A 26743-nucleotide genomic window follows, 5' to 3' on the forward strand; every position below is an offset into this window, starting at 1 on the left:
TGTCCGTGACGGTGGTCGCGGCCTTGGCGCGGGTGCGCCGGGGCTTGGTCTCGGCGACCGTCTCGGCGACCTCGGTCGCGGCGGCCTCGACGGTGTCGAGAACGGCCTCCGCGGCCTTGCGGGTCCGGCGCCGCACGGGCTCGGCCGGAGCCTCGGTGACCGCGACGGCCTCGGCGACCGTCTCGGCGGCCTTGCGGGTCCGACGGCGGGTCTGCCTGGCCGGAGCCTCGGCGACGACCTCGGCGGCGACGCTCTCGACCACGGCCTCGGCAGCGGTCACAGCCGCCTCCGGCGACTCGACAGCGGTCCCGGTGGGCTCGGCGCCCCTCCGGGCCCGGCGACGGCGCGGCGCGGCCGGCTCGTCGGTGACACCCTCCGCCGTCGCGACGGCGGCTTCGGCGGCCTCGGCCACCGGGGCGGCCACGGCAGCGGCGGCCACCGGCTCGGAGCCCGCTCCACTGCGCGTACGCCGACGGCGGCGCGGTGTGCGGGGCTCGGTCGCCTCGACCGACGCGGGAGACTCCGTGGTCGTCTCGGGGGACGTGGACTCGGAGGTCTCGTCCATCGGCGCACCGTTGCGCGTACGACGGCGCTGGCGCGGCGTACGCGCCGGGCGCTCACGCTCGCGCTCGGTGGTAGACGGCGCCGCCGCACGGCCACCGCGGCCACGCGGGCCGCCACGGCCACCGGTCTCGCCCAGGTCCTCGACCACTTCGGCCGCGAGCCCGGCGCGGGTGCGCTCGGAACGCGGCAGGACACCCTTGGTGCCGACCGGGATGCTCAGTTCCTCGAAGAGGTGCGGGGACGTGGAGTACGTCTCCGGCGGGTTGCCGAAGCCGAGGTCCAGCGCCTTGTTGATCAGCTGCCAGCGCGGGATGTCGTCCCAGTCGACGAGGGTGATCGCGATGCCCTTGGCGCCCGCGCGGCCGGTGCGGCCGATGCGGTGCAGGTACGTCTTCTCGTCCTCGGGGGACTGGTAGTTGATGACGTGGGTGACACCCTCGACGTCGATACCGCGGGCCGCGACGTCGGTGCAGACGAGGACGTCGACCTTGCCGTTGCGGAACGCGCGCAGCGCCTGCTCACGGGCGCCCTGGCCGAGGTCGCCGTGGACCGCGCCGGAGGCGAAGCCGCGCTGCTGGAGCTGGTCGGCGAGGTCGGCCGCCGTGCGCTTGGTGCGGCAGAAGACCATGGCCAGGCCACGGCCGTCGGCCTGCAGTATGCGGGCGACCAACTCGGGCTTGTCCATGTTGTGCGCGCGGTAGATGAACTGCGCGGTGTTGCGGACCGTCGCGCCCGAGTCGTCCGGCTCGGAGGCGCGGATGTGCGTGGGCTGCGACATGTAGCGGCGCGCGAGACCGATGACCGCGCCCGGCATGGTGGCCGAGAACAGCATCGTCTGACGGCGGGGCGGCAGCATGTTCATGATCTTCTCGACGTCGGGCAGGAAGCCCAGGTCGAGCATCTCGTCGGCCTCGTCGAGGACGAGCGCCTTGATGTGCTTGAGGTTGAGCTTCTTCTGGCCCGCGAGGTCCAGCAGCCGCCCGGGGGTGCCGACGATGACGTCGACGCCCTTCTTCAGGGCCTCCACCTGCGGCTCGTACGCCCGGCCGCCGTAGATGGCGAGAACGCGCACGTTGCGGACCTTGCCCGCGGTCAGCAGGTCGTTGGTCACCTGGGTGCACAGCTCGCGCGTCGGGACGACCACGAGGGCCTGCGGGGCGTCGGTGAGCTGCTCGGGCTTGGCCCGGCCCGCCTCGACGTCCGCGGGGACGGTGACGCGCTCCAGGAGCGGAAGGCCGAAGCCCAGCGTCTTGCCGGTGCCGGTCTTGGCCTGGCCGATGACGTCGCTGCCGGAAAGGGCGACGGGGAGCGTCATCTCCTGGATGGGGAAGGGGTTGATGATGCCGACGGCCTCAAGGGCTTCGGCGGTCTCAGGAAGGATTCCGAGGTCTCGGAAAGTCGTAGTCAGGGTGCTGCCTCTTCTGTGTACGCGGTGCGAGGCGAGCGCGGGGGTCGTGACGGGACCGTGCCGGGAACGTCGGCCGCTCTTGACGGGCGGGCCGAGTGGCATGGGACCACTGCCGACGCTCGAGCTCTCGTGCCGCTGAGGGTTCCCTCCGGATGCCGTACGCAATGTGCCGTACCGACGAGGAGGGCTGTCGGGTCGGAGCCGATCGGGCCACCGACCGGGCATCCTCATTCGTGCGGCCCGTCGAATTTACTCGCCGGGCGCATTACCACCATACCCCGGAATCGCGCACATGCGATGGCCGATTTGGTCACGTAGTCGTCGTCACACTGGTTGACCAGGGACTTCCCTCGTGCTGTGAGCGGGCTATTGTGCGCTTCATGACGACGCCTGACAACGCCGCTGAGAAGCCCGCCGAGGCCCCCGCCGACACCGCCCCCGCGGCCACCGGAGTCGCCGCGCAGAACTGGGACACGGCCTCGGCCGAGCCGCACTACCGCGCCGCGGTGGTGGACCTGCTCGGAGCGCTCGCGTACGGCGAGCTCGCGGCGTTCGAGCGGCTCGCGGAGGACGCCAAGCTGGCGCCCACGCTCAGCGACAAGGCGGAGCTGGCGAAGATGGCGTCTTCCGAGTTCCACCACTTCGAGCAGCTGCGGGACCGGCTCTCCGCGGTCGGCGCGGAGCCGACGCAGGCGATGGAGCCCTTCGTCGCAGCGCTCGACGGCTTCCACCGGCAGACGGCTCCCTCGGACTGGCTGGAGGGGCTCGTCAAGGCGTACGTCGGCGACTCGATCGCCAGTGACTTCTACCGTGAGGTCGCGGCCCGCCTCGACTCGGACACCCGCAAGCTCGTCCTCGGTGTCCTCGACGACACCGGTCACGCCGGTTTCGCCATCGAGAAGGTGCGCGCCGCGATCGACGCCGACCCGCGGGTGGGCGGCCGGCTCGCGCTGTGGGCGCGACGCTTGATGGGCGAGGCCCTGTCCCAGTCGCAGCGCGTGGTCGCCGACCGAGACGCCCTGTCGACGATGCTCGTCGGCGGTGTCGCGGACGGTTTCGATCTCGCGGAGGTCGGCCGGATGTTCTCCCGGATCACCGAGGCGCACACCAAGCGCATGGCCGCACTGGGCCTCGCCGCCTAGCGGCCCGCCCGCCAGGGGCTCACCCTCGGCATCAGCCGACTAGGGGCGCGGTTCACGGTCGCGGGAGCGGCGTCCGCGGAACGGCTTACGCCGTCGCCGAGCGGCGGCGAAACCGCTCCTCGGGGCGGAGCAGCAGCGACAGCAGCGCCAAGGAGACGGCCGCCGCGCCGAGAAGGATGACCAGGAAGTGGCCGGAGCCCAGCGCCGTGTGCGTCAGGAAGGCGCCGAACAGGGCTCCCGCCACCCCGGTCGACAGGACCAGGCTGCGTTCCGGCAACCGGTGGGGCAGGCGGTACGAGGCCGCCCACGCCAGCGCGAAACCGAGCAGCGCGGAGCCGAGCGCTTCCAAGAACATGGTGAGGGTCCCTCCCGCACGGCCGGTGCAAATCGGTCGTAGCCGGTCCTACCCCTGACGTGCGGAACGCAACCCTCCCCTGTGCCCGGCATGTGCTCCATCTGTGGACGCGCCGGGCCAGGTGCGGCGAGTGGTACGTGAAGGGCCCGGTGACATCGTCACCGGGCCCTTCACACCACTTCGTCGCGCTGGCTCTCTACAGAGCGCTGAATCCGACCTTGCGCTGCGTGGGCTCGCCGAGCTCCACGTACGCCAGCCGGTCGGCCGGAACCAGGACCTTGCGGCCGTGGTCGTCCACGAGGCTCAGCAGCTGCGACTTGCCGGACAGCGCCTCGGACACCGCGCGCTCGACTTCTTCCGGGGTCTGACCGCTCTCCAGAACGATCTCGCGGGGCGCGTGCTGCACGCCGATCTTGACCTCCACGGCCTTGTCCCTCCGACGGTCAGTCATGTGCGCGTTCGTACGCGCCGTACGCAGCACACATTAGCCCGGCGAGGGGAGGTGCACGCTCCGCCCGGGAACGCCAGGAGCGAACAGCCGACGGGAACAAAGAAGCGGCCGAGGGGTGCGCCCCCGGCCGCTTCCTTGGTGTCGGTGATGCGGTGGGTCATTGGTGATCGGTGCCGTGCAGCGGGAACCCCGCGATCCCCCTCCAGGCGAGCGAGGTCAGCAGCTGGACCGCCTGGTCGCGCTGGACATTGTGATCGCTGTGCAGCCAGGAACGGGCCACCACCTGGGCCAGACCGCCGAGGCCCGAGGCGAGGAGCATCGACTCGGCGCGTGAGAGACCGGTGTCCTCCGCGATGACGTCGCAGATCGCCTCGGCGCATTCGTGCGTCACCTTGTCGACGCGCTCGCGCACCGCCGGCTCATTGGTCAGGTCCGACTCGAAGACCAGCCGGAAGGCGCCGCCGTCGTCCTCCACGTACGCGAAGTAGGCGTCCATGGTGGCGCGGACGCGCAGCTTGTTGTCCGTGGTCGACGCGAGCGCCGTCCGTACCGCCAGGAGCAGGGACTCGCAGTGCTGGTCGAGCAGGGCGAGGTACAGATCGAGCTTGCCCGGGAAGTGCTGGTAGAGAACCGGCTTGCTGACGCCCGCGCGCTCGGCGATGTCGTCCATGGCGGCCGAGTGATATCCCTGCGCAACGAAAACTTCCTGGGCGGCGCCGAGGAGCTGGTTGCGTCGGGCACGGCGCGGCAGGCGAGTGCCCCGCGGGCGTGCTGCCTCTGTCTGCTCGATGGCTGTCACGCCGCCTCCCAAAATTGTCCACGTGCGGTGTGCGCCGCGCCGCCATCGTACTTTTCGGTAACCGTGCTGTGTGCGGTGCGAGCGCAGAATTTCACGGACCGGACGCCGACGGGACGGCGCACAGTGTGCCGAAGGGGACGAGCTGGGCACCCGGCCGTCCCGACGGCCCTGATCAGCGGTGTCACGTCACCTGTAGTCGTCCTCGTTCAGCCGGACGACCCGGGCCTGCTCGGCGAGATCCGCCTCATCGGCGTTGAGGCGGTCGCCCGGGGGCTCCGGGTCGACATCGTCCGCGGGATCCACCTCGGCGGACTGCTCGACGGCGTCGGCCTCAGGGGCCTCCGTGTCGAGGATTTCCCGGAACTGGTCGTCGAATGTTCCGGGGTCTGTCGGGTCGACTGTCATGGTTCCTCTTCCCGAACGGTACGAGTGCGCTCCTGATGTACGTACGAGTGCCCTCGTTCGAAGCCTAGGAGACACGCGATCCGGACGCTATGCGATGCGCTCGCGATCTGTGACCGCGAACACATGAGCCCCCGCGTGATCGTCTCGTAACATTGCGGCATGTCTTCGACCGAACTCCCTTCCGCGCCGGCCGCCACCGTCATGCCGAGGGTCGGCGCCGTCAGGGTCGCGGAGGGGGAGCGACTGCGGTCGGTCGGGCTGCCCGGCATCACGCTGACGATCCGGTCGAGACCTCCGGCCAGGGAGAACCTGCCGTCCGCGCTGTACGTGCACGGTCTGGGCGGTTCCTCGCAGAACTGGTCGGCGCTGATGTCGCTGCTCGACGGGCTCGTGGACAGCGAGGCCCTCGATCTGCCGGGCTTCGGCGACTCGCCGCCGCCGGACGACGGCGACTACTCGGTCACCGGCCACGCGCGCGCGGTCATCCGTTATCTCGACGCGTCCGGACGCGGCCCCGTACACCTTTTCGGCAATTCCCTAGGCGGAGCCGTCACGACGCGCGTCGCGGCCGTCCGGCCGGATCTCGTCCGGACGCTCACTCTGGTCTCGCCCGCGCTGCCCGAGATCCGCGCGCAGCGCACCGCGTGGCCGACCGCGCTGCTCGCGCTGCCCGGGGTGGCGGCGCTGTTCACCAAGCTGACCAAGGAATGGTCCGCTGAGCAGCGTGTACGGGGGGTGCTGGCCCTCTGTTACGGCGATCCCGGCATCGTGACGCCCGAGGGTTTCCGCAACGCTGTCGAGGAGATGGAGCGGCGGCTCGCCCTGCCCTACTTCTGGGACGCGATGGCACGCTCCGCGCGCGGGGTCGTGAACGCCTACACGCTGGGCGGCCAGCACGGGCTGTGGCGTCAGGCCGAACGGGTGCTCGCCCCGACGCTCCTGGTCTACGGCGGACGCGACCAACTTGTCGGCTACCGTATGGCGCAGCGCGCGGCCCGTGCCTTCCGCGACTCCCGGCTGTTGTCCCTGCCGGAGGCGGGGCACGTCGCCATGATGGAGTATCCGGAGACGGTGGCCACCGCCTTCCGTGAACTCCTGGCGGACCTGGGAGAGTTGACCTCTTCGGTGGCAATCGGCGCGGAGAGCTGAGGCGGGAAGTGGGACGACACAGTCGTCGGGGGCGGGCCGGCAGGACGGACACCTCGCAGACGCGAGCGGTTCCGGCAGAGGAAGCGGCATCCGCTCCGGCGCCGGGCCCGGACGGCGCCCGCCGCGCGGCGACCCGCCCGCCCGGCCCCCTGGGTCCCTATCCGCCCGCGGGCGGGACCCCGCAGCAGGGCGAACCACAGCGAGGCGCACCGCGTTTCGACGACGCGCCCCCGGCACACGGCTTCCCCCGGCCGGCCGACGGCACTCCCGCGCGTGGGGTGCCACGTTTCCAGGACGGCACCCCGGCGCACGGCGTGCCGCGTTTTCCTGACGGGACTCCGGCACACGGCTTCCCGCGGATGACCGACGGCACTCCCGCGCGCGGGGTGCCACGATTCGCGGACGGGACTCCGGCACAGGGCGTCCCACGTTTCGACGACGGCACCCCGGCGCGTGGGGTGCCGCGTTTTTTCGACGGGACCCCGGCGCACGGCGTGCCGCGTCTTCCCGACGGGACCCCCGCCCACGGAATGCCGCAGGTGCGGGGCGGGCATCCCGAGCAACGTGAACAGGGCGGCGGCTGGGGGGAGTCCAGGGCGGGTGGGGCTCCACAGGGCGCGCCTCCCGGGCCCCGGGTCCCCCGGCAGCGTCAGCAGGCCGTGACGACCCCCCGGCAGGCGTACGTCGACGCGTTCGACCTCGACACGCAGGAGAGCGGCGACCTTCCGGCGCCTCGCGGCGGTGCGGCGGGGCGGACGACCGGCCCCCGTGCCGCCGATCCCCGCGGCTCCGCCGCCGACCGGAACGCCCGGTCCACCGGGACCGGTGAGCGGCCGCTGCCGGAGACCGACGAGCAGGACGAGGGCAAGGCCCGCAAGGGGTGGGCCTTCACCGGGATCGCGGCGGCAGCCGTGACCACCGTGCTGGCCGTCGTCGTGGCCGGACAGATGGCCACGGGACAGCACGACGCGGCCGCGAAGACGGAATCCGCCGACGGCGGCGCCGGCCGGGTGACCCAGGACTCCGCCTCGCGCGGAGACGACCGGCCGACCCAGTCGGGGCAACCGAACGTGGCCGCGGCGGCCCTGACGTACGACCAGAAGATGGCCAGGACGTACCCGCTCGGCGCGAAGCTCAAGGCGTCGGGGAAGTTCGACGCGGTGCCCGGAGTCGCCAAGGCGCCCGGCAAGGGGCACAAGTACACCTACCGCGTCGACATCGAAGAGGGCCTCGGTCTCGACGGCGCGCTCTTCGCCGACGCCGTGCAGAAGACCCTGAACGACGGACGGAGCTGGGCCCACGGCGGCGCCCGCACCTTCGAGCGGGTCGACTCCGGGAAGCCGGACTTCGTCATCACGCTGGCGAGCCCGGGTACCACCGCCGAGTGGTGCGCCAAGTCGGGCCTCGACACCACGGAGGACAACGTGTCGTGCGACTCGGCGTCCACCGAGCGCGTCATGATCAACGCGTACCGCTGGGCCCAGGGCTCCAAGACCTACGGCTTCGGTGACAAGATTCACTCCTACCGGCAGATGCTGATCAACCACGAGGTCGGCCACCGGCTCGGATACGGGCACGTCACCTGCAGCAAGGACGGCGATCTCGCCCCGGTCATGCAGCAGCAGACCAAGTTCCTCGACCATGACGGAATCCACTGTCTGCCCAACCCCTGGCCCTATCCCGGGAGTTGACAGGGAGCGCTCGGGCCGCGTTGACATGCGCCGAAAGATCGTTCATATTTTTCCGCATGTCACCCCGTCACGCCTCCGTTCGCGCCGCTCTTCAGCTGGCGCTCCTCGGCGTGACCGCGCTCTGCGTGGCCGACATTCACTGTTGCTGACGCCCGCCCCCGGCGAGTGCGTCGCTTTCCTTCCCGTCTTGTTTCCGTGCGCTCCCGAACCTCAGCGGTTCGGCGCGCCCGTGCCTCTTTCGGTCCGGTCGGACTCCGACGCCTGACGCCCTGGGCGAGCTCTGCGCTCCTCCGTCTCACTCCGCGTCATTCCGTCTCAGTATTCGAGTCATCCGAGAGGTCGTCTTCCGATGCGTCAACCGTCCGTCATAGCGCGCCGCGTGGCCGCGGCATCCGTCAGCCTGGTCGTGGCAGCGGGCGCCGCCGCCTGCGGGCCGAAGGACAACGATGCCAAGAGCTCCGGTGGCGACTCCCAGCCCCACAAGGGCGGCACACTCACCGTCCTGAACTCCAATCCGCAGTCGGACTTCGACCCCGCGCGGCTCTACACCTCCGGCGGCGGCAACGTGCCCTCGCTCGTCTTCCGTACGCTCACCACCCGCAACCGCGAGAACGGGGCCGCCGGCGCCCAGGTCGTCCCCGACCTCGCCACCGACACCGGCCGCCCGAGCAAGAACGCGACCGTGTGGACGTACACCCTGAAGAAGGGCCTCAAGTACGAGGACGGCACGCCGATCACCTCCGCCGACATCAAGTACGGCATCGAGCGCTCCTTCGCCGCCGAGCTCTCCGGGGGCGCCCCCTACCTGCGGGACTGGCTGATCGGCGGGGCCGGCTACCAGGGTCCCTACAAGGACAAGAAGGGCCTCGACTCGATCGAGACGCCGGACGCGCTGACCCTCGTCTTCCACCTGAACAAGCCCGAGGGCGAGTTCCCCTACCTGGCCACGCAGACGCAGTTCACGCCCGTCCCGAAGGCCAAGGACACCGGCACGAAGTACGAGGAGCACCCGGTCTCCTCGGGTCCGTACAAGGTCGTCAAGAACGAGAACGACGGCGAGCGCCTCACCCTGGAGCGCAACACGTACTGGTCCGCGTCGACCGACGCCGAGCGCAAGGCCTACCCCGACAAGATCGACGTACGGTCCGGCCTGGACTCCTCCGTGATCAACCAGCGGCTGTCCTCCTCCCAGGGCGCGGACGCCGGCGCCGTCACCACGGACACCAACCTCGGCCCGGCCGAGCTCGCCAAGGTGACGGGGGACAAGGCGCTGGCCTCGCGCGTCGGCACCGGGCACTTCGGCTACACGAACTACCTCGCCTTCAACCCGAAGGTGAAGCCGTTCGACGACCCGAAGGTGCGCCAGGCGATCTCGTACGCAGTCGACCGCAGCTCGGTGATCAACGCCGCGGGCGGCTCGTCGCTCGCCGAGCCCGCCACGACGTACCTGCCGAACCAGAAGTCCTTCGGCTACACGCCGTACGACCTGTTCCCGGCGGGCGCGTCCGGCAACGCGGCCAAGGCCAAGGAGCTGCTGGCGCAGGCGGGCCACAAGAACGGCCTGACCATCACGCTCACCCACTCCAACAGCAAGGACTTCGAGACCAGTCCGGAGATCGCGACCGCTGTCCAGGACGCGCTCAAGAAGGCCGGCATCACCGTCAAGCTCCAGGGTCTCGAGGAGAACGACTACAGCGACAAGATCCACAGCGCCAAGTCCGAGCCGGGCTTCTTCCTCGCCCACTGGGGTGCCGACTGGCCCTCGGGCGGCCCCTTCCTGGCCCCGATCTTCGACGGCTGGCAGATCGTCAAGGACGGAGCCAACTTCAACTCCGGCTTCCTCGATGACAAGTCGGTCAATGACGAGATTGACGCGATCAACAAGTTGACCGATCTTGACGAGGCCGCCAAGCGCTGGGGCGCACTGGACAAGAAGATCGGTGAGCAGGCGCTGACCGTGCCGCTGTTCCACCCCGTCTACAAGCGGCTGTACGGCGAGGGCGTCAAGAACATCGTGATCAGCGACTGGACCGGCGTGCTGGACATCTCCCAGGTCGCGGTGAAGTAGCACCGTGAGCGAGGCACTTGTCGCCTCCTCGGCCCCCGTGACGGACACGTCCGTCACGGGGGCTTCGGGGGCCCGTCAGTTCTGGCGCCGGCTGCGTGCGCAGCGCGCCGCCCTCGTCGCGGCGGCCGTCGTCGCACTGCTCGTCCTGGTCGCGCTCGCCGCACCGCTGCTCACGGCGATCGAGGGCCAGGACCCCAGCACCTACCACCCCTCGCTGGTGGACTCCGCGCGCGGCGGCGTCCCCGTCGGCCCGCTCGGCGGCATCGGCGCCGGTCACTGGCTCGGCGTCGAACCCCAGACCGGCCGCGACCTGTTCGCCCGCCTCGTGTACGGCGCCCGGGTCTCCCTCGGCGTCGCGCTCGCGGCGACCATCGTGCAGGTCGTCATCGCCGTCGTCGTGGGCGTCGCGGCGGCGCTCGGGAACCGATGGGTCGATCAACTGTTGAGCCGCGTCACCGAGATCATCGTCGCGCTGCCGCTGATGATCATGTCGCTGGCGCTGCTGGCCATCGTGCCCGGCAGTTTCCCGCGTCCCGTACTCGTCGCCCTCGTCATCGGCCTGATCGCCTGGGGCACCCTCGCGAAGATCGTGCGCGCCCAGACGCTCACGCTCAAACAGCTCGACTACGTCGCCGCGGCCCGGCTCAGCGGCTGGGGCACCTGGCGGATCGCCCGCCGCGAACTGCTGCCGGGCCTCGCCGCCCCGCTCATCACGTACTCCGCGCTCCTCGTGCCGATGAACATCGGTGTCGAGGCCGCCCTGTCGTTCCTCGGGGTCGGCGTGAAACCGCCGACCCCGTCCTGGGGGCAGATGCTGACCGCCGCCGACGTCTGGTACCAGGCCGCGCCGCAGTACCTGCTGCTGCCCGCCGGCGCGCTGTTCGTCACCGTCCTCGCCCTGACCGTCCTCGGCGACGGCGTGCGCGTCGCCCTCGACCCGCGCGCGGCATCCCGCCTGCGCGTCGGCACGGGCCGCAGGCGCGAGGCCAAGGCCGACGCGAGCGTGGGCGTACCCATCGGCGGCGGCACGGGCCTGCCCCGGCAGGACGCCGGAACGCCCCCACAGGACGCCGGAACGCCCCCGCAGGTCGCGGGTGTGCCCCGGCCGGGCGCGTCCGCCGACGAGACGAAGGAGGCCACGGCATGAGCGGCTTCGGCGGGTTCGTCCTGCGCCGTTCCCTCGGCACCGCGGTCACCCTCTTCGCCATCTCGGTGATCATCTACGTCGTCTTCTACGCCACCCCCGGCAACGTCGCCCAGATCACCTGCGGCCCGCGCTGCTCACCCCTCCAAGTGCACCAGGTCGCCGAGCAGTTGCATCTCGGGGACCCGTTGTACGTGCGCTACTGGCACTTCCTGGAGGGCCTCCTCATCGGGCAGGACTACTCGACGGGCACCTCCGTCCAGCATTGCCCGGCGCCCTGCCTCGGGCTGTCGTACCAGACCGATCAGCAGGTCACGCGGCTGATCCTGACGAAGCTGCCGGTCAGCCTGTCGCTGGTGTTCGGCGCGATGGTCGTATGGCTGGTTCTCGGCGTCGGCACCGGCGTGCTCTCCGCGTGGCGGCGCGGCCGGATCAGCGAGCGGGTCCTGACCGGCCTCACCCTCGCCGGCACGGCGACGCCCGTCTTCGTCATCGGCCTGATCTTGATGATCGTCGTCTGCGGCCAGCTGGAACTGCTGCCCTTCCCGCAGTACGTGAACTTCTCCGACGACCCCGAGCAGTGGGCGTGGAACCTGGTGCTCCCCTGGCTCTCGCTCGCCCTCGTCGAAGCCGCCGCGTTCGCCCGGCTGACCAGGGCCTCGATGCTGGAGACGCTGGCCGAGGACCACATCCGGACCTTCCGCGCCTACGGCGTGGGCGAGCGGTCGATCATCGGGCGGCACGCCGTCCGGGGAGCGCTCGCCTCGATCATCGCGCTGAACGCCAACACCTTCGGGTCGGCGGTCGGCGGCGCCGTGCTCACCGAAACACTCTTCGGACTGCCCGGCATCGGCCAGGAACTGGTGCACGCGGTGAACGTCGTCGACCTTCCCGTGGTCGTCGGCATGGTCCTGGTCATCGGCTTCTTCGTGGTCATCGCCAACGCCGTCGCGGACGTGCTCTACGCGGTGGCCGACCGACGGGTGGTGCTGGCATGAGCGACTTCTCCAAGACTCCTTCCACGATTCCTTCGACGGCCTCTGCCCCGGCTTCTGCCCAGGCCGCTTCCCCGGCTTCATCCGCTGACTCCGCCTCGGCCTCCGCCCCTCTGGTCGAAGTGAGCGACCTCGTCGTCGACTTCGGGGACCTGCGCGCCGTCGACGGGCTCTCCCTCCGGCTGGAGAAGGGTGCCGCACTGGGCCTAGTCGGCGAGTCCGGCTCGGGCAAGTCCACGGTGGCGTCGGCACTGTTGGCGCTGCACCGGGGCACCGGAGCGCGCGTCGGCGGCACGGTCCGGGTGGCCGGTGTCGACGTACAGCGGGCGTCCGACGACGAACTGCGTCGGCTGCGCGGCGGAAAGGCCGCCATGGTCTTCCAGGACCCGTTGTCCTCCCTCGACCCGTACTACGCGGTCGGCGACCAGATCGCCGAGGTGTACCGGGTGCACACCAAGGCGTCCCGGCGAGCGGCACGCGCGCGTGCGGTGCGGGTACTGGACCGCGTCGGCATCCCCGACGCGGCACGCCGGTCCCGCTCGCGCCCGCACGAGTTCAGCGGTGGCATGCGCCAGCGAGCCCTCATCGCCATGGCCCTGGCCTGCGAACCCGAGCTCCTGATCGCCGACGAGCCGACCACGGCCCTCGACGTGACCGTCCAGGCCCAGATCCTCGACCTCCTGCACGCCCTGCGGCAGGAGACCGGGACGGGGCTGCTGCTGGTCACCCATGATGTCGGGGTCGCGGCCGAGAGCGTCGACGAGATCCTGGTGATGCGTCACGGACGCGCGGTCGAGCACGGGCCGGTCGCCGCCGTCCTCGGCGCACCCCGGGAGCCGTACACCCGCGAACTCCTCGGCGCCGTTCCCCGCGTGGACACCCCTCGCGTGGTCGAGCGGGCCGGGCAGGAAGACGGCGCCGGACCGGAGGCGGGCGCACGACCCGTCGAGGGCGACATCGTCCTCGAAGCGGTCGGGCTCCGGCGGGAGTTCGGGCGTGGGAAGCAGCGGTTCGCGGCCGTGGACGACGTGTCGCTGAGCGTCCGCCGGGGCGAGACCCTCGGCATCGTCGGCGAGAGCGGCAGCGGGAAGACGACCCTGGGGAGGATGCTGGTGGGGCTGCTGGAGCCCACGTCCGGCGTGGTCCTCCACGAGGGGCGCGAACAGTCCGGCGTCCACCCCTCGGTGCAGATGGTCTTCCAGGACCCGGTGTCGTCCCTCAACCCCCGGCGGAGCGTGGGCGAGTCCATCGCCGATCCGCTGCGGGCGCGCGGGATGGGGGTCCCCCCGCTCGAGCGAAGCCGCGAGTGGGGGAGGGACGAGACGCGCATTCGAGGGCGCGTACGGGAACTGCTGGAGCGCGTGGGGCTCGAAGGGGCGCACTACGACCGCTACCCGCACGAGTTCAGCGGCGGGCAGCGCCAGCGAGTCGGCATCGCGCGGGCACTCGCCGCCGAGCCGCGCGTCATCGTGTGCGACGAGCCGGTCTCCGCCCTCGACGTCACCACACAGGCCCAGGTGGTCGCCCTGCTCGCCGCGTTGCAGCGGGAACTCGGGCTCGCGCTGGTGTTCGTGGCCCACGATCTCGCGGTTGTACGCCAGGTCAGCGACCGGGTGGCGGTGATGCGACGCGGGCGGCTCGTCGAGTACGGTCCCGCCGACGAGGTCTACGAGAGCCCGCGGGACCCGTACACCCGACAGCTGCTGGCCGCCGTACCGGCACTCGACCCGGAGATCGCGGCGCGGCGCCGCGCGGAGCGCAAGGAGCTGTCCCCGGCGTGATACGAGGCCCCGGGGCCGGCGAAGGCGTGGCTGCTTGATCTCGTAGCGCGACGAAACGCGGCCTGCGCGGGAAAGTTACGACCGTTCACCCCTTTTGGTGGTGTGACGGACAACCGTCCGTCGCACCACCGCCTTGTCCGCATACGTTCGTCCCGCTGCGAGCCGCCGGGTCAACGGCGGCTCCCCATACGGGAGATCGGGGGTGTGCTCGTGCGCATCGGACTGCTGACGGAGGGTGGCTATCCGTATGTGAGCGGTGACGCCGGACTCTGGTGCGACCGGCTCGTACGCGGGCTCGGGCGGCACGAGTTCGACATCTACGCGCTCAGCCGCACCGAGCGCCAGGAGGACCGGGGCTGGGTCCAGCTGCCGCCCCAGGTCGGCCGCGTACGCACGGCACCGCTGTGGACGGCGCCCAGCGACGGGGTGGTGTACGGACGCCGGGCCCGGCGCCGGTTCGCCGAGGCGTACGGGGAACTGGCGGCGGCGGTGTGCGGAGGGCCGGAAGCCGCGGGCGCGGAAGTCTCCGGAGACCCGGCGGATTCCGTCGGCGCCGAGGCGGACCGTTTCGCCAGCGCCCTGTACGGGTTGGCCGAACTCGCCCGGGACGAGGGCGGACTGGTCGGCGCCCTGCGCTCCGAGAGCGCGGTGCGTGCCCTGGAACACGCCTGCCGGGCGCCCGGCGTACTCCGCACGGCCCGCACCGCGCGCGTACCCGATCTGCTCACCGTCGCCGCGCACATCGAGCGCACCCTGCGCCCCCTCTCGCTGGACTGGTACGAGGACGACGCGCTCGGTTCGGCCGACCTCTGCCACGCCGCGGCCGGCGGAGCGGCGGCGCTGCCCGGTCTCCTCGCCCGGCACTTCCTGGGTGTCCCGCTGCTGGTCACCGAGTACGGCGTGCAGCTGCGGGCGCACTACCTCGCTGCCGCGACCCTCGAAGAGGCCCCCGCCGTCCGGGCGCTGCTCGCCGCCTTCCACGGCCGGCTCGCCACCGAGGTCTACCGCGCCGCCGCGCTCATCACGCCCGGCAACGCGCACGTCCGCCGTTGGCAGGAGCGCTGCGGCGCCGACCGCGCCAAGCTGCGCACCGTCCACCCCGGCATGGAGGCCGCGCGCTTCGCGGACGTCGGGGAGGCCGTGCGGGGCAGCCGGTGCGCGGACCCCGACACGTTGGTATGGGTCGGCCGCATCGAACCGGCCAAGGACCTGATCTCCCTGCTGCACGCCTTCGCCGAGGTCCGCAAGGCCGAGCCGGCGACCCGGCTGCGGATCGTCGGCGCCCCCGCCGAAGGCCCGGACGGCGCGACCTACCTGGCCCACTGCAAGGCGCTGGCCGCGCAGCTCTTCCCGGACGAGGCGGAGGGGGTGCACGCGGTCGGCGACAACCCGGTCTCCTTCGAGGAGATCGGCGGTCCGGAGGTCCCGAGCCTCGCGGAGGCCTACGCCTGCGGAGCCCTGGTCGTCCTGTCCAGCGTCGTCGAAGGCTTCCCGGTCAGTCTCGTCGAGGCCATGCTCTGCGGCCGGGCCACCGTGTCCACGGACGTGGGCGCGGTCGTCGAGGTCATCGGCGGTACGGGGCTGGTGGTTCCGCCGCGCAATCCGCGGGCGCTCGCGGAGGCGTGCGTGGCGCTGCTGCGCGATCCCGAGCGCCGTGAGCGTCTGGGCGCGGCCGCCCGCGCACGCGCCCTCGAACTCTTCACCGTCGAGCAGAACATCACGGCATTTCACGGCATTTACCTGGAGATCGTCTCGCACTCCCCGGTGTGTCGGGTAGTCGTGGACGATGAGGGGGAGCCGTTGCCCTTCGGAGTGCCCGCCGAGGCCCATGTGCCTGGTCGCTGGACCGAGAACCGCTTCATGACCGCGGGGACCGCGGGCCGACCGCGCTGGGCGCAGGGGGCACCGGTACGAGCCACCGTGCCCCTGTCCGTGCCCACGCCCGTGTCCCTGTCCGTGCCGGTGTCCGTTTCCGTGGGGGAGGGCGCATGACCATCGACGGCGCCGGACCCGGCGCCCCGAGCGGGCTCGACGACCTGGGCGAACCGAACCGGCCCGCGACACCGGCGAGCCCCGACACCTGGGCCGAGCGGTCCGTACGCGACACCGATTCACTCCGCGACGGTGACTCGTCACGTGACGGTGACCCGGTACGTGACAGTGGCTCGGAACATGACGGCTCCCACGGCGTGCGCAGGCCGACCGGGCGCCGCGGCGCGGTCGACCCCGTGAAGGCGCTGATGCACCGGCACCGCGAGCTCTGCGAGCGGGCCGTGGACCCGCTGGAGATCGCGGCGGGTCTGGAGGCGCACGGGGTGACCGACCGGACCGCCGCGCGCTTCCGGCACCGGGACGTCTTCTCGCTTGCCGAGGAGATGTACGCCCGCGCCGCACGCGACGGGGAGTCCGCGCCCCGCACCGAAACTCCGGGGAGCTCCGGCAAGCGCGCCTACTGGGCGGCGCTCGCCCTGGTGCCGGGTGCCCTCGGCTCGGCCGTCGTCGTCGGGCTGCGGCTCACCGACGGGCAGCAGCGTCTCGCCGTCGCCGCGTTCGGCGTCCTGGCCATGACGTCGGGCCTGCATGTCGCCCTCCGCCGCGGCCCCCTGAGCACCCGGCACCGCACGACGAACGCCGCACGCGCGTGGACCTGCTGGCTCGCCGCGTACGCCCTCGTCGGTGACGGACTGCTGACCGCCGGCCGGGACGGCGGCCCGGACGGCCCCTGGCCTCTGGCCACCGCACCCGTGCTGGCCCTCTCCCTGGCCTGTGCCCCGGCGGCCTGGTGCGCCCACCTCTTCGCCGCCCGCGCCCGTCGCCGACTGAGCGCGAGCCGCGGCCTGGAGGAGTTCGCCGCCTCCGTACGCCCCCTGCTCCTCGGGACGTTCGCCCTGTTCCTGTGCGCACTGGGCGGACTGCTCGCGCTGTGCGGGACGGCCCTGAACGAGTCACCCGCCTATGCCGGAGCCGGTGCCCTCGGCGCACTGCTCCTGCTCGCGCGACTGTTGTCCGCACGCGGCTTCACCCACGCCCCGGGCCGCGCGCTCTCCGGCGCGGGTGCGACGGAGGCCACCGCCCTCGCCACGGTCTTCGCCGCGCGCCTGCCCGGCTGCTCGTTCCTGGCCACCCCCGTCGACCACCTGATCGGGGCAGCGGGACCCGGCGCCGTACCGGCCCTGGCCTGCGGGGCGGGCGCCCTCGTCCTCCTCGTCCAGGCGACCCGCACCCTCACCCGCGCCTCGGCCCATGCCCTGCCCTGCGAGGCCCCATGAGCCGCGATCCGCGCCCCGACGCGCCGAGTCTGCCTACCCGGTGGCCCGAGGCCGCCCTGAACCGGCCCACGACGCCCTCACCGCCGTGAGCCCTCCCCGGAGTCCGGACAGCGTCCCGGATCCGGGCCCCCTTCTCCCGCGGGGCCGACACCGCGGGCCCTCTTCACGACTACGGCACGACCTCGAAGGAGACAGTCAGATGATCACCTCCCGAACCGGAGAATCCGCCCCGGGAGCCGCCCGATGAGGGTCCTGCTGATCGGAGCCAACGGCTACCTCGGCCGTTTCGTCGCCGACAGGCTGCTCGCCGACCCGGCCGTGCAGCTCACCGCGCTCGGCCGGGGCGACGACGCCGACGTACGGTTCGACCTCGCCTCGGGCAGCCCCGGCGCACTCACCCGCTTCCTGGACGCGGTGCACCCCGGAGTCGTCATCAACTGCGCGGGCGCCACCCGCGGCGGCGCCCGCGACCTGACCCGGCACAACACCGTCGCGGTCGCCACCGTCTGCGAGGCCCTGCGCCGCAGCGGCTGCGGGGCCCGGCTCGTCCAGATCGGCTGCGGCGCCGAGTACGGGCCCAGCCAGCCCGGCTCCTCCACCGCGGAGGACGCCGTCCCGCGCCCCGGTGGCCCGTACGGAGTGAGCAAACTCGCAGCGACCGAACTCGTCCTCGGTTCCGGCCTGGACGCCGTCGTGCTCCGCGTCTTCTCACCCGCGGGACCCGGCACACCCGCCGGTTCCCCGCTCGGCCGGCTCGCCGAAGCCCTGCGCCGCGCCATGCAGGCCAGCGACGGCGAACTCAAACTGGGCGGCCTCGGTGTCCAGCGCGACTTCATCGACGTCCGTGATGTCGCCCGTGCCGTCCACGCCGCCTCCCTGTCCGCCGCACAGGGCGTGATCAACATCGGCTCGGGCCGTGCCGTACGTCTCCGTGACGCCGCCGCCGTCCTCGCACGCGTGGCCGGCTACAGCGGCACCCTGCACGAACTCGACGGCCCGCCCGGCCCGTCCATGAGGCCGTCCATCGGCCACCCCCGCCCCGAACCCGACCACGTGGCCCCGGTCGCGTACCCCTACCCGGACGGCTGCGGCAGCTGGCAGCAGGCCGATGTGCGCACCGCACGCGACCGGCTCGGCTGGCGGCCCCGGATCAACCTCGAGGAATCCCTCGCCGACATCTGGATGGAGGCAGCATGTCGTATCTGACCAGAACCGCAACCAGCAGCGCGAGCACCGACTTAGGACTCGGCTTCGGTATCCCCGGCTATGCGCACCCCCTCGTCGCTCCCGTGGAATGGGACGAACTCACCCGCCCCGGCACTCCCTTGCACTGGGTCGTCCTGAACGTGGACAACGGTCCCGGCGCGAGACCCGACCCGCGCTGCCTGGAGGCCTCGGGTCGGTTGCGCAACGCGGGGATCCGGGTGCTGGGACACCTGGACACCGCCCATGGGGCACGTACCTTCGGCGAAATATTCTCCGACGCGCGTCGCTATCTCGACTGGTACCAGGCCGACGGATTCATCCTCGACCGCTGTCCCACCGAACGCGCCGCGCTCCCCGAGATCCGCCGTACGGTCGGCGCGCTCCGCGCACTGTGCGACGGCGGCCACATAGTGCTGGGCCACGGTACTCACCCGCACCCTGGGTATGCAGAGAACGCCGACCAGCTGGTGACCTTCTCGGGCCCCTGGACCGAATACCGCTGGTCGCAGGTCGCCGAGTGGACCGCCGACCATCCCCCCGAGCGCTTCTGCCATTTCGTGCACGGTGTGCCGCGCGGCCACCTTGTCGAGGCACTGCGCATCGCCCGCTGGCAGGGCGCCTCGACGATCTACTTCACCGACCGCTCGGATCACGGCGGGCAGACCGACCCCTGGGAGAGCCTGCCCGGCTACTGGGACGAAATCGTCTCGCGGATCGGAACGGGTGTCTCGGAATGAAGGAGGGCGTGGCAGTGTTACGGGGAGAACAACTGTAGTGATTGACCGACCAACGGAGTCCCCGTGTCGCTGCCACCCCTGGTCGAGCCAGCCTCTGAGCTCACCGTAGACGAGGTCCGCAGGTACTCCCGCCACCTGATCATCCCCGATGTGGGCATGGACGGGCAGAAGCGGCTGAAGAACGCCAAGGTGCTCTGTGTGGGCGCCGGCGGCCTCGGATCGCCGGCACTGATGTACCTGGCCGCGGCGGGCGTCGGCACGCTCGGCATCGTGGAGTTCGACGAGGTCGACGAGTCGAACCTGCAGCGCCAGATCATCCACAGCCAGGCGGACATCGGCCGCTCCAAGGCCGAGTCCGCGCGCGATTCCGTGCTGGGTATCAACCCGTACGTGAACGTGGTCCTTCACGAGGTGCGGCTCGAGGCCGAGAACGTGTTGGACATCTTCAGCCAGTACGACCTGATCGTCGACGGCACGGACAACTTCGCGACCCGTTACCTGGTCAACGACGCGTGTGTGCTGCTCAACAAGCCGTACGTATGGGGCTCGATCTACCGCTTCGACGGACAGGCCTCGGTCTTCTGGTCCGAGCACGGTCCCTGCTACCGCTGCCTCTACCCGGAGCCCCCGCCGCCGGGCATGGTCCCCTCCTGCGCCGAGGGCGGTGTCCTCGGTGTGCTGTGCGCGTCCATCGGCTCCATCCAGGTCAACGAGGCGATCAAGCTTCTCGCGGGCATCGGTGAGCCGCTCCTCGGCCGCCTGATGATCTACGACGCCCTGGAGATGCAGTACCGCCAGGTCAAGGTCCGCAAGGACCCGAACTGCGCGGTCTGCGGTGAGAACCCCACCGTCACCGAGCTCATCGACTACGAGGCCTTCTGCGGCGTCGTGTCCGAGGAGGCGCAGGAGGCGGCGGCCGGCTCGACGATCACTCCGAAGCAGCTCAAGGCGTGGATCGACGACGGGGAGAACATCGAGATCATCGACGTCCGCGAGATCAACGAGTACGAGATCGTCTCGATCCCCGGTGCCAAGCTGATCCCGAAGAACGAGTTCCTCATGGGCACCGCCCTGGAGAGCCTGCCGCAGGACAAGAAGATCGTCCTGCACTGCAAGACGGGTGTCCGCAGCGCGGAGGTCCTCGCCGTCCTGAAGGCCGCCGGTTTCTCCGACGCGGTGCACGTCGGCGGTGGTGTGATCGGCTGGGTCAACCAGATCGAACCCGAGAAGCCGGTGTACTGACCGGCGGCTCGGCCCGCTCTTTCGATGGCGGGGGTTTCGCGGACGCGGTGTCCGCGAGACCCCCGCCGTCGTCATGAACAGACCTTGCCGTCCTTCGGCACCGTCCTGTCCAGCAGATAGCTGTTCACGGTCGAGTCGACGCAGTCGCTGCCACTCCCGTAGGCGCCATGGCCCTCGCCCTTCCAGGTGAGCTCCACACCCACGCCCCTGCCGAGTTCGTCCGCCATCCTGCGGGCGCCCTCGTAGGGTGTCGCCGGGTCCCCGGTGTTGCCGACGACCAGCACGGGTCCGGCTCCCGGGGCGCTGACCTCGGGGTTGTCGTACTGACCGGCCACCGGCCAGTTGTGGCACCAGCCCGCCGTGTCCCAGCCCATGAAGTCCCCGAAGACGGGCGAGATCTTCTCGAACTCGGGCAGCCGCTTCCTCGTCTCCTCGGGAGTCGGCCGCTCCTTGTCGTCCAAGCACGATATGACCCGTTGGGAATGCGTCGTCGTGCCGTAGTGCCCCGAGGTGTCGCGTTCGTTGTAGCCGTCGGCGAGCGTCAGCAGGGCCGAACCGTCCCCGCCCTCGGCGTCCTTCAGTGCTTCGGTGAGGCGCGGCCAGCCCTCCTTGCTGTAGAGCGGCAGCACGATGCCGGTGAGGGCGAGTGTCTGGCTGAGCTCGCGCCCGCCGGCGGTGGGCAGTGGCTTCGCGTCGATCCGCTTCAGCAGGTCCGCGATCTTCCGGGAGCCCTGCTTCGGGTCCTGGCCGGTGGACTTGAGGTAGTCGTCCAGGGCGCGCTGGAAGCCCAGTGTCTGGTTCTTGGCATGGCCCACGGTGTCGGCGCTCGGGTCGACGACCGCGTCCAGCACCAGGCGTCCCACGTTCTTCGGGAACAAGTGGGCGTACACGCCGCCCAGTTCGGTGCCGTACGAGATGCCGAAGTAGTGCATCCGGCGGTCACCGAGGACCTGGCGCATCAGGTCCATGTCGCGGGCCGTGTCGGTCGTCGAGACATGGGACATCAGCTTCCCGGCGGCTTTCGCGCAGCCCTTGCCGAAGTCCGTGGCGTCCTTGAAGTACGCCGCTTCCTCGGCCGCGTCGTCCGGTGTGGCGTCCACCGACTCGGAAACCTGGATCGCCTTGTCCCCGCGGCATCGCACGCCTTCACTGGCGGCCACCCCACGAGGGTCCCAGCTCACCAGGTCGTAGCGTTCGTGGAGCGGGCCGACGACGCTCTCGTACGACGGCATCGTGGAGACGCCCGAGCCACCGGGCCCACCGAAGTTGAACAGGAGCGAGCCGATGCGCTTGCCCCGACCGCCGGTCGCCTTCGAGCGGACGAGTGCCAGGCCGATCGTCCCGCCGCCCGGCTTCGCGTAGTCCAGCGGCACCTTGAGCGTCGCGCACTGCCAGCCGCTTCCGGGCGCGGGGGAGTCCGAAGTGCCCTTGCAGCGGCCCCAGTCGAGCTTCTGTGAGGTGAGCGAGGCGGGCAGCCCCGGCGACCCGCCGGAAGACGGCGCGGTGACCGACGGCCCGTCACCGTTCTTCCCCTCGTCCTTGCTGCCGGCCGACGAGCCCCCGCCGCAGCCGGTCAGCAGCAACGCGGCGGCGGCCGCGGCCGTCCACCGTGCGAAACGTGTCATGAGAGTCCCCCTCGCCCGTGGTCCGCCGGAAGTCGCGGATCACCTTGCAGGCCATAGTAGGCGTCGGCCGCCGATCGCCGTCGAGGCCTGTGGATAACGTTCTGACCTGGGGTTTTCTAGGAACAGACAGTGCCAGCCGACGGCACGGTGCCTTCCAGTAGGTAGCCGTTCACCGCGCCCTGCACGCACTTGTTCTTGCTGTCGTAGGCCCCGTGCCCCTGACCCTTGTACGTCAGCTCGACTCCGACCCCCTTGCCGAGCGCGTCCACCATCGCCCGAGCGCCCTCGTACGGCGTGGCGGGGTCGCCGGTGTTGCCGACCACGAGGATCGGTGCCGCGCCGGGGGCGCTGACGTCCGGGTGCTCGGCGGCTCCCGGCACGGCCCAGTCGGTGCAACTGACCATGCCCCAGGCCAGATAGTCGCCGAACAGCGGGGAGGCGGCCCGGAACTCCGGAACCTTCGACCGCACATGGTCCGCGGTGTAACGCGGCTTGTCGTCGGCGCAGTTGATCGAGATGTTCGCCGGGGTGATGTTGCTGTACTGGCCGTTCTCGCTGCGCCCGTTCATGGAGTCCGACAGCAGCATCAAGACCTTGCCGTCGCCGTCGTACGCCTGCTGAAGTCCCTCCGTCAGGTACTCCCAGAAGTCCTTGGAGTACAGCGACTGGGCGATGCCGCTGGTCGCGGCCGTCTGGGTGAGCCGGCGCGGGAAGACCCCGGGGATCGGCTTGGCTTCGAGGTCCTTGAGCAGTCTGGCGATGCGGTCCTTGACGTCCTGCGGGGTGTCACCGATGGGGCAGTCCTCGGCCTTCGAGGTGCAGTCCGCGGCAAAGTTGTCCAGCGCGAGCTGGAAGCCCTTGGCCTGGCCGAGGGAGCTCTGTTCCACGTTCTGCGTCGGGTCGACGACTCCGTCGAAGACGGCGCGGCCCACGTTCTTGGGGAACAAGTGGGCGTAGACGCCGCCCAGTTCGGTGCCGTACGAGATGCCGAAGTAGTGCAGCTTGTCGTCGCCGAGCACCTGCCGCATCAGGTCCATGTCGCGCGCGGCGTCCGTCGTGCGCACATGGGGGAGGACCTTGCCGGAGTTCTTCTCGCACGCCGCGTTGAACGTCCTGGTGTTCCGCAGGAGTTCCTGCTGCTCGGCGGCGTCGTCCGGAGTGGCGTCCTGCTGGAAGAACTTGTCGAGCTGCTGGTCGTTTTCGCACTTCACACCCGCGCTGCGGCCGACTCCGCGCGGGTCGAAACTCACCAGGTCGTACCGGGTGCGCAGGGCGGCGTAGTCCTGACCGAAGGCGGGCAGCGTGGTGACGCCCGAGCCGCCGGGGCCGCCGAAGTTGAAGATGAGCGAGCCGATGCGCTTGCTGGGGTCGCCGCTCGCCTTCGCCCGGATCAGCGCGAGACCGATCGTGTCGCCCTTGGGGTCGGACCAGTCGAGGGGCACCTTCAAGGTGGCGCACTGCCACTCCGCACCGCCCGGCAGAGGTGAGGGGGCGCTGCCGCCGCCCTCGGCCTCGGACGGTGCCGGGCACGCCTTCCAGTTCAGCTTCTGTGCCGTCAGATCCTCGTCCTTGGAGTCACCGCTGCAGCCGGACACCCACGAGGTCAGCAGGACGGCGGTGGCAGCCAGGGCGGCGGCGCGCCGCTGGGGCGGGTTCGGCATGTTCCCCATCCTGCGGGCGTGCGAGGTGGGGCGCTCGGGGCACGAGCCGTGTGGGTGAGGGCGCACCGCGGGGCCGTACCCGGTGGGCGCGGGGCCCGGACGAGACCGTGCGCCCGCGGGCACACGCGCGTACGGGACGGTCCTCGCGCGGACCCTAGAGTGCGCCCTTGCGTGTCAGATGGTTGAAGAACAGCCATCCCGGCAGCACCGGAATCCACAGGGTCAGCAGCCGGTACAGCAGTACCGCGGGGGCCGCGACCTCCTTGGGGAGACCGATGGCGATCAGACCGACGGTGAGGGTCGCCTCGACCGCGCCGACACCACCCGGGGTCGGCGCCGCCGAACCCAGAGCGTTACCGGCGAGGAAGACGACGGCGACACTGGCGAGACTGAGGCTGGTCGTCTCCTCGTGGCCGAACGCGCGGATCGACGCGTCCAGGCACATCACGAAGCAGGCCGTCAGCAGCAGCATGCCGCCGATGCCGGTGACGAGCTTCTGCGGCCGCTGCAGCACGTCGAGCATGCGCGGTACGACGCCCGCGAACAGCGACCTCACGCGCGTGGAGACGAACTTGCGCAGCAGCGGAACCGACGTCACCACGAGGATGAACACCGCGACCGTCAGCAGACCCGCGATGACCGTACGGGACGGCGACAGGGACGGCGTTTTCTCCGTACCGGTCAGATAGCCGAAGGACAGCAGCATCAGAATGTGGCAGCCGAGCCCGAACAGCTGCGACGCGCCGACGCTCGCCACCGCGAGTCCCGGCCGTACCCCGGCACGCTGCAGGAAGCGCGTGTTGAGGGCGACGCCGCCGACCGCGGCGGGCGCCACGATCTTCACGAACGAGCCGGCGACCTGCGCCGCCGCGGTCCGCAGGAACGGCACCCGCTCGGGCACGAAGCCGAGCAGGCTCATCGCCGCCGCGAAGTAGCTCAGCGCGGAGAACAGCACCGCCGCCGCGACCCAGCCCCACTCGGCGTTGTCGAAGAGGGTTCCGAACTGGATGTGGGTGAGCTGCGTCAGCAGGAAGTACGCGCCGATCGCTCCGGCGAAGACGCTGATCAGCGTGCGGGGCTTGACCCGCTCCAGGCGGGCCGGCTCGACAGGCGCCTGCGGCCTGATCAGCAGGACCTGGTGGCGGATCTGGGTGAGCAGATCCTCCTCGCGCGCCTCGTCCAGGGCCTCGTCGATCGCCCGCTTCTCGGCGCGCTGCTCGGCGCGTACGGCCTTCTTTCCGGGCCTCTCCGGTACGGGCGTCGCTTCGCTCGCTTCCTCGGCCGCTGCCTCGGCACGGGCGAGCCTGGCCTGCCGTGAGGCCTCCAGCACCGCCTCGCGTTCGCGCTGCGAGCGCTCCCGGGCAAGTCTGCGCAGCGTCGCGCGCGTGGAGCGCGTCAACGCGATCGGCTGGAGCATGGGCAGGCAGTCCGCGACGGCGTCCGGGCCGAGCACGCCGACCGCCGACGCCACCGCGCGCTCGGCGCCCACGCGCAGCCCGAGGGTGGTCACCAGCTGGGCGATGTCCATGCGCAGCAGCAGATCGCCCGCCGCGATCTCGCCGCCGCGCAGATCGGTGAGGATCACCGTGCCGGAACGATCCACCAGAATCGCGTCGCCCGCGAGCCGGCGGTGCGCGATGCGCCGGGACTGCAGCGCCTGCACCTGGTGCCAGGTGTCGCGCAGCAGTTCGTCGGTGATCAGCTCGTCGGGCAGCGAGTCGAGGGTGTGACCGCCGGTGTGCTCGTAGACGAGCATCACGGCGTCCGGGCCCAGCTCGGAGGTCGCGATCAGCTTGGGCGCGTTGGCCCCGGCCGCGATGGCCGCGTACGCGAGGAGGGCTTCCTGCTCCAGGGCCTGGCGCAGTGACTGGAGGCTGCGGCGCGTGGTGATGCCGCGCAGCGTCAGACGGCGCCAGACGCGGTAGAAGAAGCCCTGTGCCTGCTGCTCGCGGTCGACGACCGTGACATCCAGTGGCGGGCCGTCCTCCAGGGTGACGAAGTAGCGTCGGCCGCGGTCGCCGCTCTCCGCGGTCTCCGGCAGCTCCTCGCGGGCCGCGCTGACCGGGTGGAAGCCGACATGCCGAAGGCCCGCCATCAGCGTCCGTCCGGTCGGCCGCACGTTCGGCGAACCGACCGCGTACAGCGTCCCGTAGGCGACGGTCCAGCCGATCAGCACCGTGAGGATGATCGAGAAGGGGGTCGTGTAGCCGGTCACCAGCATGGAGAAGGCGTCGAGGAGCAGTACGACCCAGAGCACCCCGCGCCAGCGCGGTCTGCGGGACATGCCGACGGCCGTCATATAGGCGATGACCGGTGCGAGATAGCCGTGCACCGGGTCGGTGAGGGCGTGGATGTCACCCGGCGAGGGCTGGGTGAGCGCCTCCTGGATGGAGCCCGGGGCGCCCTTCGCGACCCAGAGGTCCGTGGCGAGTGTCACTCCGTGGGCGAGGACCGCGGCGAGGACGCCGTCGGCGATGCGCAGCCCGTCCCGTTTGATCAGCCGTTCGATGGCGAAAGCGACCGGCACCAGGAGGATCGCGATGCTCGACGCCAGCCCCGCGATCTTGATGAGCAGATCGGGCGCCTGCCCGGTGCCCTTGTTGATGTCCTGTTCGAGGCCCGAGGTGGTGCCGTGCGCGAACGCGGCGATGGCGAGCAGCACCACGATCGCGAGAACGCCGACCAGGAGCCGCATCAGGTCGGACGGGCGGTGCACGCGCGCGGGGAGCAGCGGTTCGTCGCCTTCGACCTCGTCGGCATGCACCTCGTCGGAGCAGTCGGCGTCCTGCTCGGCCTGCCGCTTCTCGTCCCCGTAGGTCCGAGACGGGTCGTGGGCCCTACGAGAGGAACCCTCGGCCTCGCCGGAGGCTGTCTCGCTCGTCACGGAGGAGGACTCGTTCGCCCTGTCGTCCGTGTCCTTCTCGTCGACGCCGTCGGTGTCCGGGCGTGACGAGGCAGCGGAGGTGCCCTCCGCGTCTTCGGGGTGCACGCCCTGCTGCCTCATGGTCTCTTCTTGATCTCGTATCACCAGTCACCGCCCGCACGATGGTG

Annotated in this window: 21 protein-coding genes; 13 read left to right on the plus strand and 8 right to left on the minus strand. The window is 71.1% G+C overall.

What is annotated here, in order from left to right:
* Positions 1-2074: DEAD/DEAH box helicase (locus tag ACFYR3_RS21585; protein ID WP_389284387.1), on the minus strand; the 2074-nt coding region annotated here is incomplete at its 3' end.
* A gap of 278 nt (positions 2075-2352) precedes the next feature.
* Here ACFYR3_RS21585 and ACFYR3_RS21590 point away from each other — a divergent pair.
* Entirely contained in the window at positions 2353-3114 is a 762-nt protein-coding gene (locus ACFYR3_RS21590; protein ID WP_355844869.1) for a ferritin-like fold-containing protein, read from the plus strand.
* Between the two features lie 85 nt (positions 3115-3199).
* Here the strand turns inward: ACFYR3_RS21590 and ACFYR3_RS21595 are convergent, their stop codons facing one another.
* The 4 genes from ACFYR3_RS21595 to ACFYR3_RS21610 form a co-directional block, all read right to left on the minus strand.
* Positions 3200-3469: a hypothetical protein gene (locus ACFYR3_RS21595; RefSeq protein ID WP_355844866.1), complete on the minus strand. Its 270-nt coding sequence runs from the start codon at positions 3467-3469 to the stop codon at positions 3200-3202.
* A gap of 196 nt (positions 3470-3665) precedes the next feature.
* Positions 3666-3893 (minus strand): DUF3107 domain-containing protein, encoded by a 228-nt coding sequence (locus tag ACFYR3_RS21600; protein ID WP_095852722.1) that lies wholly within the window; start codon positions 3891-3893, stop codon positions 3666-3668.
* A gap of 184 nt (positions 3894-4077) precedes the next feature.
* Positions 4078-4719 carry a TetR/AcrR family transcriptional regulator gene (locus ACFYR3_RS21605; protein ID WP_355844864.1) on the minus strand — a complete coding sequence of 214 codons (642 nt, stop codon included), beginning with the start codon at positions 4717-4719 and terminating at the stop codon, positions 4078-4080.
* A gap of 186 nt (positions 4720-4905) precedes the next feature.
* Complete coding sequence (locus ACFYR3_RS21610; RefSeq protein ID WP_355844861.1) at positions 4906-5124, minus strand: hypothetical protein; 219 nt, start codon at positions 5122-5124, stop codon at positions 4906-4908.
* 159 nt (positions 5125-5283) lie between these two features.
* On the opposite strand from ACFYR3_RS21610, the gene ACFYR3_RS21615 reads away from it, so the two are divergent.
* From ACFYR3_RS21615 to moeZ, 12 genes are all read left to right on the plus strand, one after another.
* Positions 5284-6273, plus strand: coding sequence for an alpha/beta hydrolase (locus ACFYR3_RS21615; protein WP_355844858.1), 990 nt, complete (start codon positions 5284-5286; stop codon positions 6271-6273).
* A gap of 8 nt (positions 6274-6281) precedes the next feature.
* On the plus strand, positions 6282-7964 hold the full coding sequence (locus tag ACFYR3_RS21620; protein ID WP_389284390.1) for a DUF3152 domain-containing protein: 1683 nt from the start codon (positions 6282-6284) through the stop codon (positions 7962-7964).
* Positions 7965-8020: 56 nt separating this feature from the next.
* The gene (locus ACFYR3_RS21625; RefSeq protein ID WP_355844852.1) at positions 8021-8113 is read left to right on the plus strand and encodes an Ms4533A family Cys-rich leader peptide; all 93 of its coding nucleotides are present in this window, start codon (positions 8021-8023) and stop codon (positions 8111-8113) included.
* Between the two features lie 200 nt (positions 8114-8313).
* A complete protein-coding gene (locus tag ACFYR3_RS21630) occupies positions 8314-10032 on the plus strand; it encodes an ABC transporter substrate-binding protein (protein ID WP_389284392.1) in 1719 nt (572 codons plus the stop codon).
* A gap of 4 nt (positions 10033-10036) precedes the next feature.
* Positions 10037-11179, plus strand: a complete 1143-nt coding sequence (locus ACFYR3_RS21635) for an ABC transporter permease (RefSeq protein WP_389284393.1) — start codon at positions 10037-10039, stop codon at positions 11177-11179.
* On the plus strand, positions 11176-12174 hold the full coding sequence (locus tag ACFYR3_RS21640; RefSeq protein WP_355844843.1) for an ABC transporter permease: 999 nt from the start codon (positions 11176-11178) through the stop codon (positions 12172-12174). Before ACFYR3_RS21635 ends, ACFYR3_RS21640 begins: the two co-directional genes overlap by 4 nt.
* The gene (locus ACFYR3_RS21645) at positions 12171-13952 is read left to right on the plus strand and encodes an ABC transporter ATP-binding protein (protein ID WP_355844840.1); all 1782 of its coding nucleotides are present in this window, start codon (positions 12171-12173) and stop codon (positions 13950-13952) included. Before ACFYR3_RS21640 ends, ACFYR3_RS21645 begins: the two co-directional genes overlap by 4 nt.
* Before the next feature lie 210 nt (positions 13953-14162).
* Positions 14163-15944, plus strand: a complete 1782-nt coding sequence (locus tag ACFYR3_RS21650; protein ID WP_389284488.1) for a DUF3492 domain-containing protein — start codon at positions 14163-14165, stop codon at positions 15942-15944.
* A complete protein-coding gene (locus tag ACFYR3_RS21655) occupies positions 15941-17221 on the plus strand; it encodes a hypothetical protein (RefSeq protein ID WP_355844837.1) in 1281 nt (426 codons plus the stop codon). Before ACFYR3_RS21650 ends, ACFYR3_RS21655 begins: the two co-directional genes overlap by 4 nt.
* A 243-nt stretch (positions 17222-17464) precedes the next feature.
* Positions 17465-18427, plus strand: a complete 963-nt coding sequence (locus ACFYR3_RS21660; RefSeq protein ID WP_355844834.1) for an NAD-dependent epimerase/dehydratase — start codon at positions 17465-17467, stop codon at positions 18425-18427.
* Entirely contained in the window at positions 18415-19164 is a 750-nt protein-coding gene (locus tag ACFYR3_RS21665) for a spherulation-specific family 4 protein (RefSeq protein WP_355844831.1), read from the plus strand. The genes ACFYR3_RS21660 and ACFYR3_RS21665 overlap by 13 nt, the downstream gene beginning before the upstream one ends.
* Positions 19165-19227: 63 nt before the next feature.
* Positions 19228-20406, plus strand: coding sequence for an adenylyltransferase/sulfurtransferase MoeZ (gene moeZ / locus ACFYR3_RS21670; protein WP_355844828.1), 1179 nt, complete (start codon positions 19228-19230; stop codon positions 20404-20406).
* Between the two features lie 71 nt (positions 20407-20477).
* On the opposite strand, the gene ACFYR3_RS21675 is transcribed toward moeZ, so the two are convergent.
* The 3 genes from ACFYR3_RS21675 to ACFYR3_RS21685 all read right to left on the minus strand — a co-directional run bounded on the left by ACFYR3_RS21675 (position 20478) and on the right by ACFYR3_RS21685 (position 26696).
* On the minus strand, positions 20478-22031 hold the full coding sequence (locus tag ACFYR3_RS21675) for an alpha/beta hydrolase (RefSeq protein ID WP_355844825.1): 1554 nt from the start codon (positions 22029-22031) through the stop codon (positions 20478-20480).
* A 116-nt stretch (positions 22032-22147) separates the two neighbouring features.
* Complete coding sequence (locus ACFYR3_RS21680) at positions 22148-23692, minus strand: alpha/beta hydrolase (protein WP_355844822.1); 1545 nt, start codon at positions 23690-23692, stop codon at positions 22148-22150.
* 154 nt (positions 23693-23846) lie between these two features.
* Complete coding sequence (locus ACFYR3_RS21685) at positions 23847-26696, minus strand: lysylphosphatidylglycerol synthase domain-containing protein (protein WP_355844819.1); 2850 nt, start codon at positions 26694-26696, stop codon at positions 23847-23849.
* Positions 26697-26743: the final 47 nt, after the last annotated feature.

The sequence above is a fragment of the Streptomyces sp. NPDC005784 genome, assembly GCF_042871525.1.
Classification (GTDB): Bacteria; Actinomycetota; Actinomycetes; order Streptomycetales; family Streptomycetaceae; genus Streptomyces.

Excerpts from the sequence above, each read along its gene's own strand:
- ACFYR3_RS21590 (WP_355844869.1), top strand. The coding sequence starts at position 2,353 with ATGACGACGCCTGACAACGCCGCTGAGAAGCCCGCCGAGGCCCCCGCC.
- ACFYR3_RS21595 (WP_355844866.1), bottom strand. The coding sequence starts at position 3,469 with ATGTTCTTGGAAGCGCTCGGCTCCGCGCTGCTCGGTTTCGCGCTGGCG.
- ACFYR3_RS21610 (WP_355844861.1), bottom strand. The coding sequence starts at position 5,124 with ATGACAGTCGACCCGACAGACCCCGGAACATTCGACGACCAGTTCCGG.
- ACFYR3_RS21615 (WP_355844858.1), top strand. The coding sequence starts at position 5,284 with ATGTCTTCGACCGAACTCCCTTCCGCGCCGGCCGCCACCGTCATGCCG.
- ACFYR3_RS21625 (WP_355844852.1), top strand. The coding sequence starts at position 8,021 with ATGTCACCCCGTCACGCCTCCGTTCGCGCCGCTCTTCAGCTGGCGCTC.
- ACFYR3_RS21630 (WP_389284392.1), top strand. The coding sequence starts at position 8,314 with ATGCGTCAACCGTCCGTCATAGCGCGCCGCGTGGCCGCGGCATCCGTC.
- ACFYR3_RS21640 (WP_355844843.1), top strand. The coding sequence starts at position 11,176 with ATGAGCGGCTTCGGCGGGTTCGTCCTGCGCCGTTCCCTCGGCACCGCG.
- ACFYR3_RS21645 (WP_355844840.1), top strand. The coding sequence starts at position 12,171 with ATGAGCGACTTCTCCAAGACTCCTTCCACGATTCCTTCGACGGCCTCT.
- ACFYR3_RS21655 (WP_355844837.1), top strand. The coding sequence starts at position 15,941 with ATGACCATCGACGGCGCCGGACCCGGCGCCCCGAGCGGGCTCGACGAC.
- ACFYR3_RS21660 (WP_355844834.1), top strand. The coding sequence starts at position 17,465 with ATGAGGGTCCTGCTGATCGGAGCCAACGGCTACCTCGGCCGTTTCGTC.
- ACFYR3_RS21665 (WP_355844831.1), top strand. The coding sequence starts at position 18,415 with ATGTCGTATCTGACCAGAACCGCAACCAGCAGCGCGAGCACCGACTTA.
- ACFYR3_RS21675 (WP_355844825.1), bottom strand. The coding sequence starts at position 22,031 with ATGACACGTTTCGCACGGTGGACGGCCGCGGCCGCCGCCGCGTTGCTG.
- ACFYR3_RS21680 (WP_355844822.1), bottom strand. The coding sequence starts at position 23,692 with ATGCCGAACCCGCCCCAGCGGCGCGCCGCCGCCCTGGCTGCCACCGCC.
- ACFYR3_RS21685 (WP_355844819.1), bottom strand. The coding sequence starts at position 26,696 with ATGAGGCAGCAGGGCGTGCACCCCGAAGACGCGGAGGGCACCTCCGCT.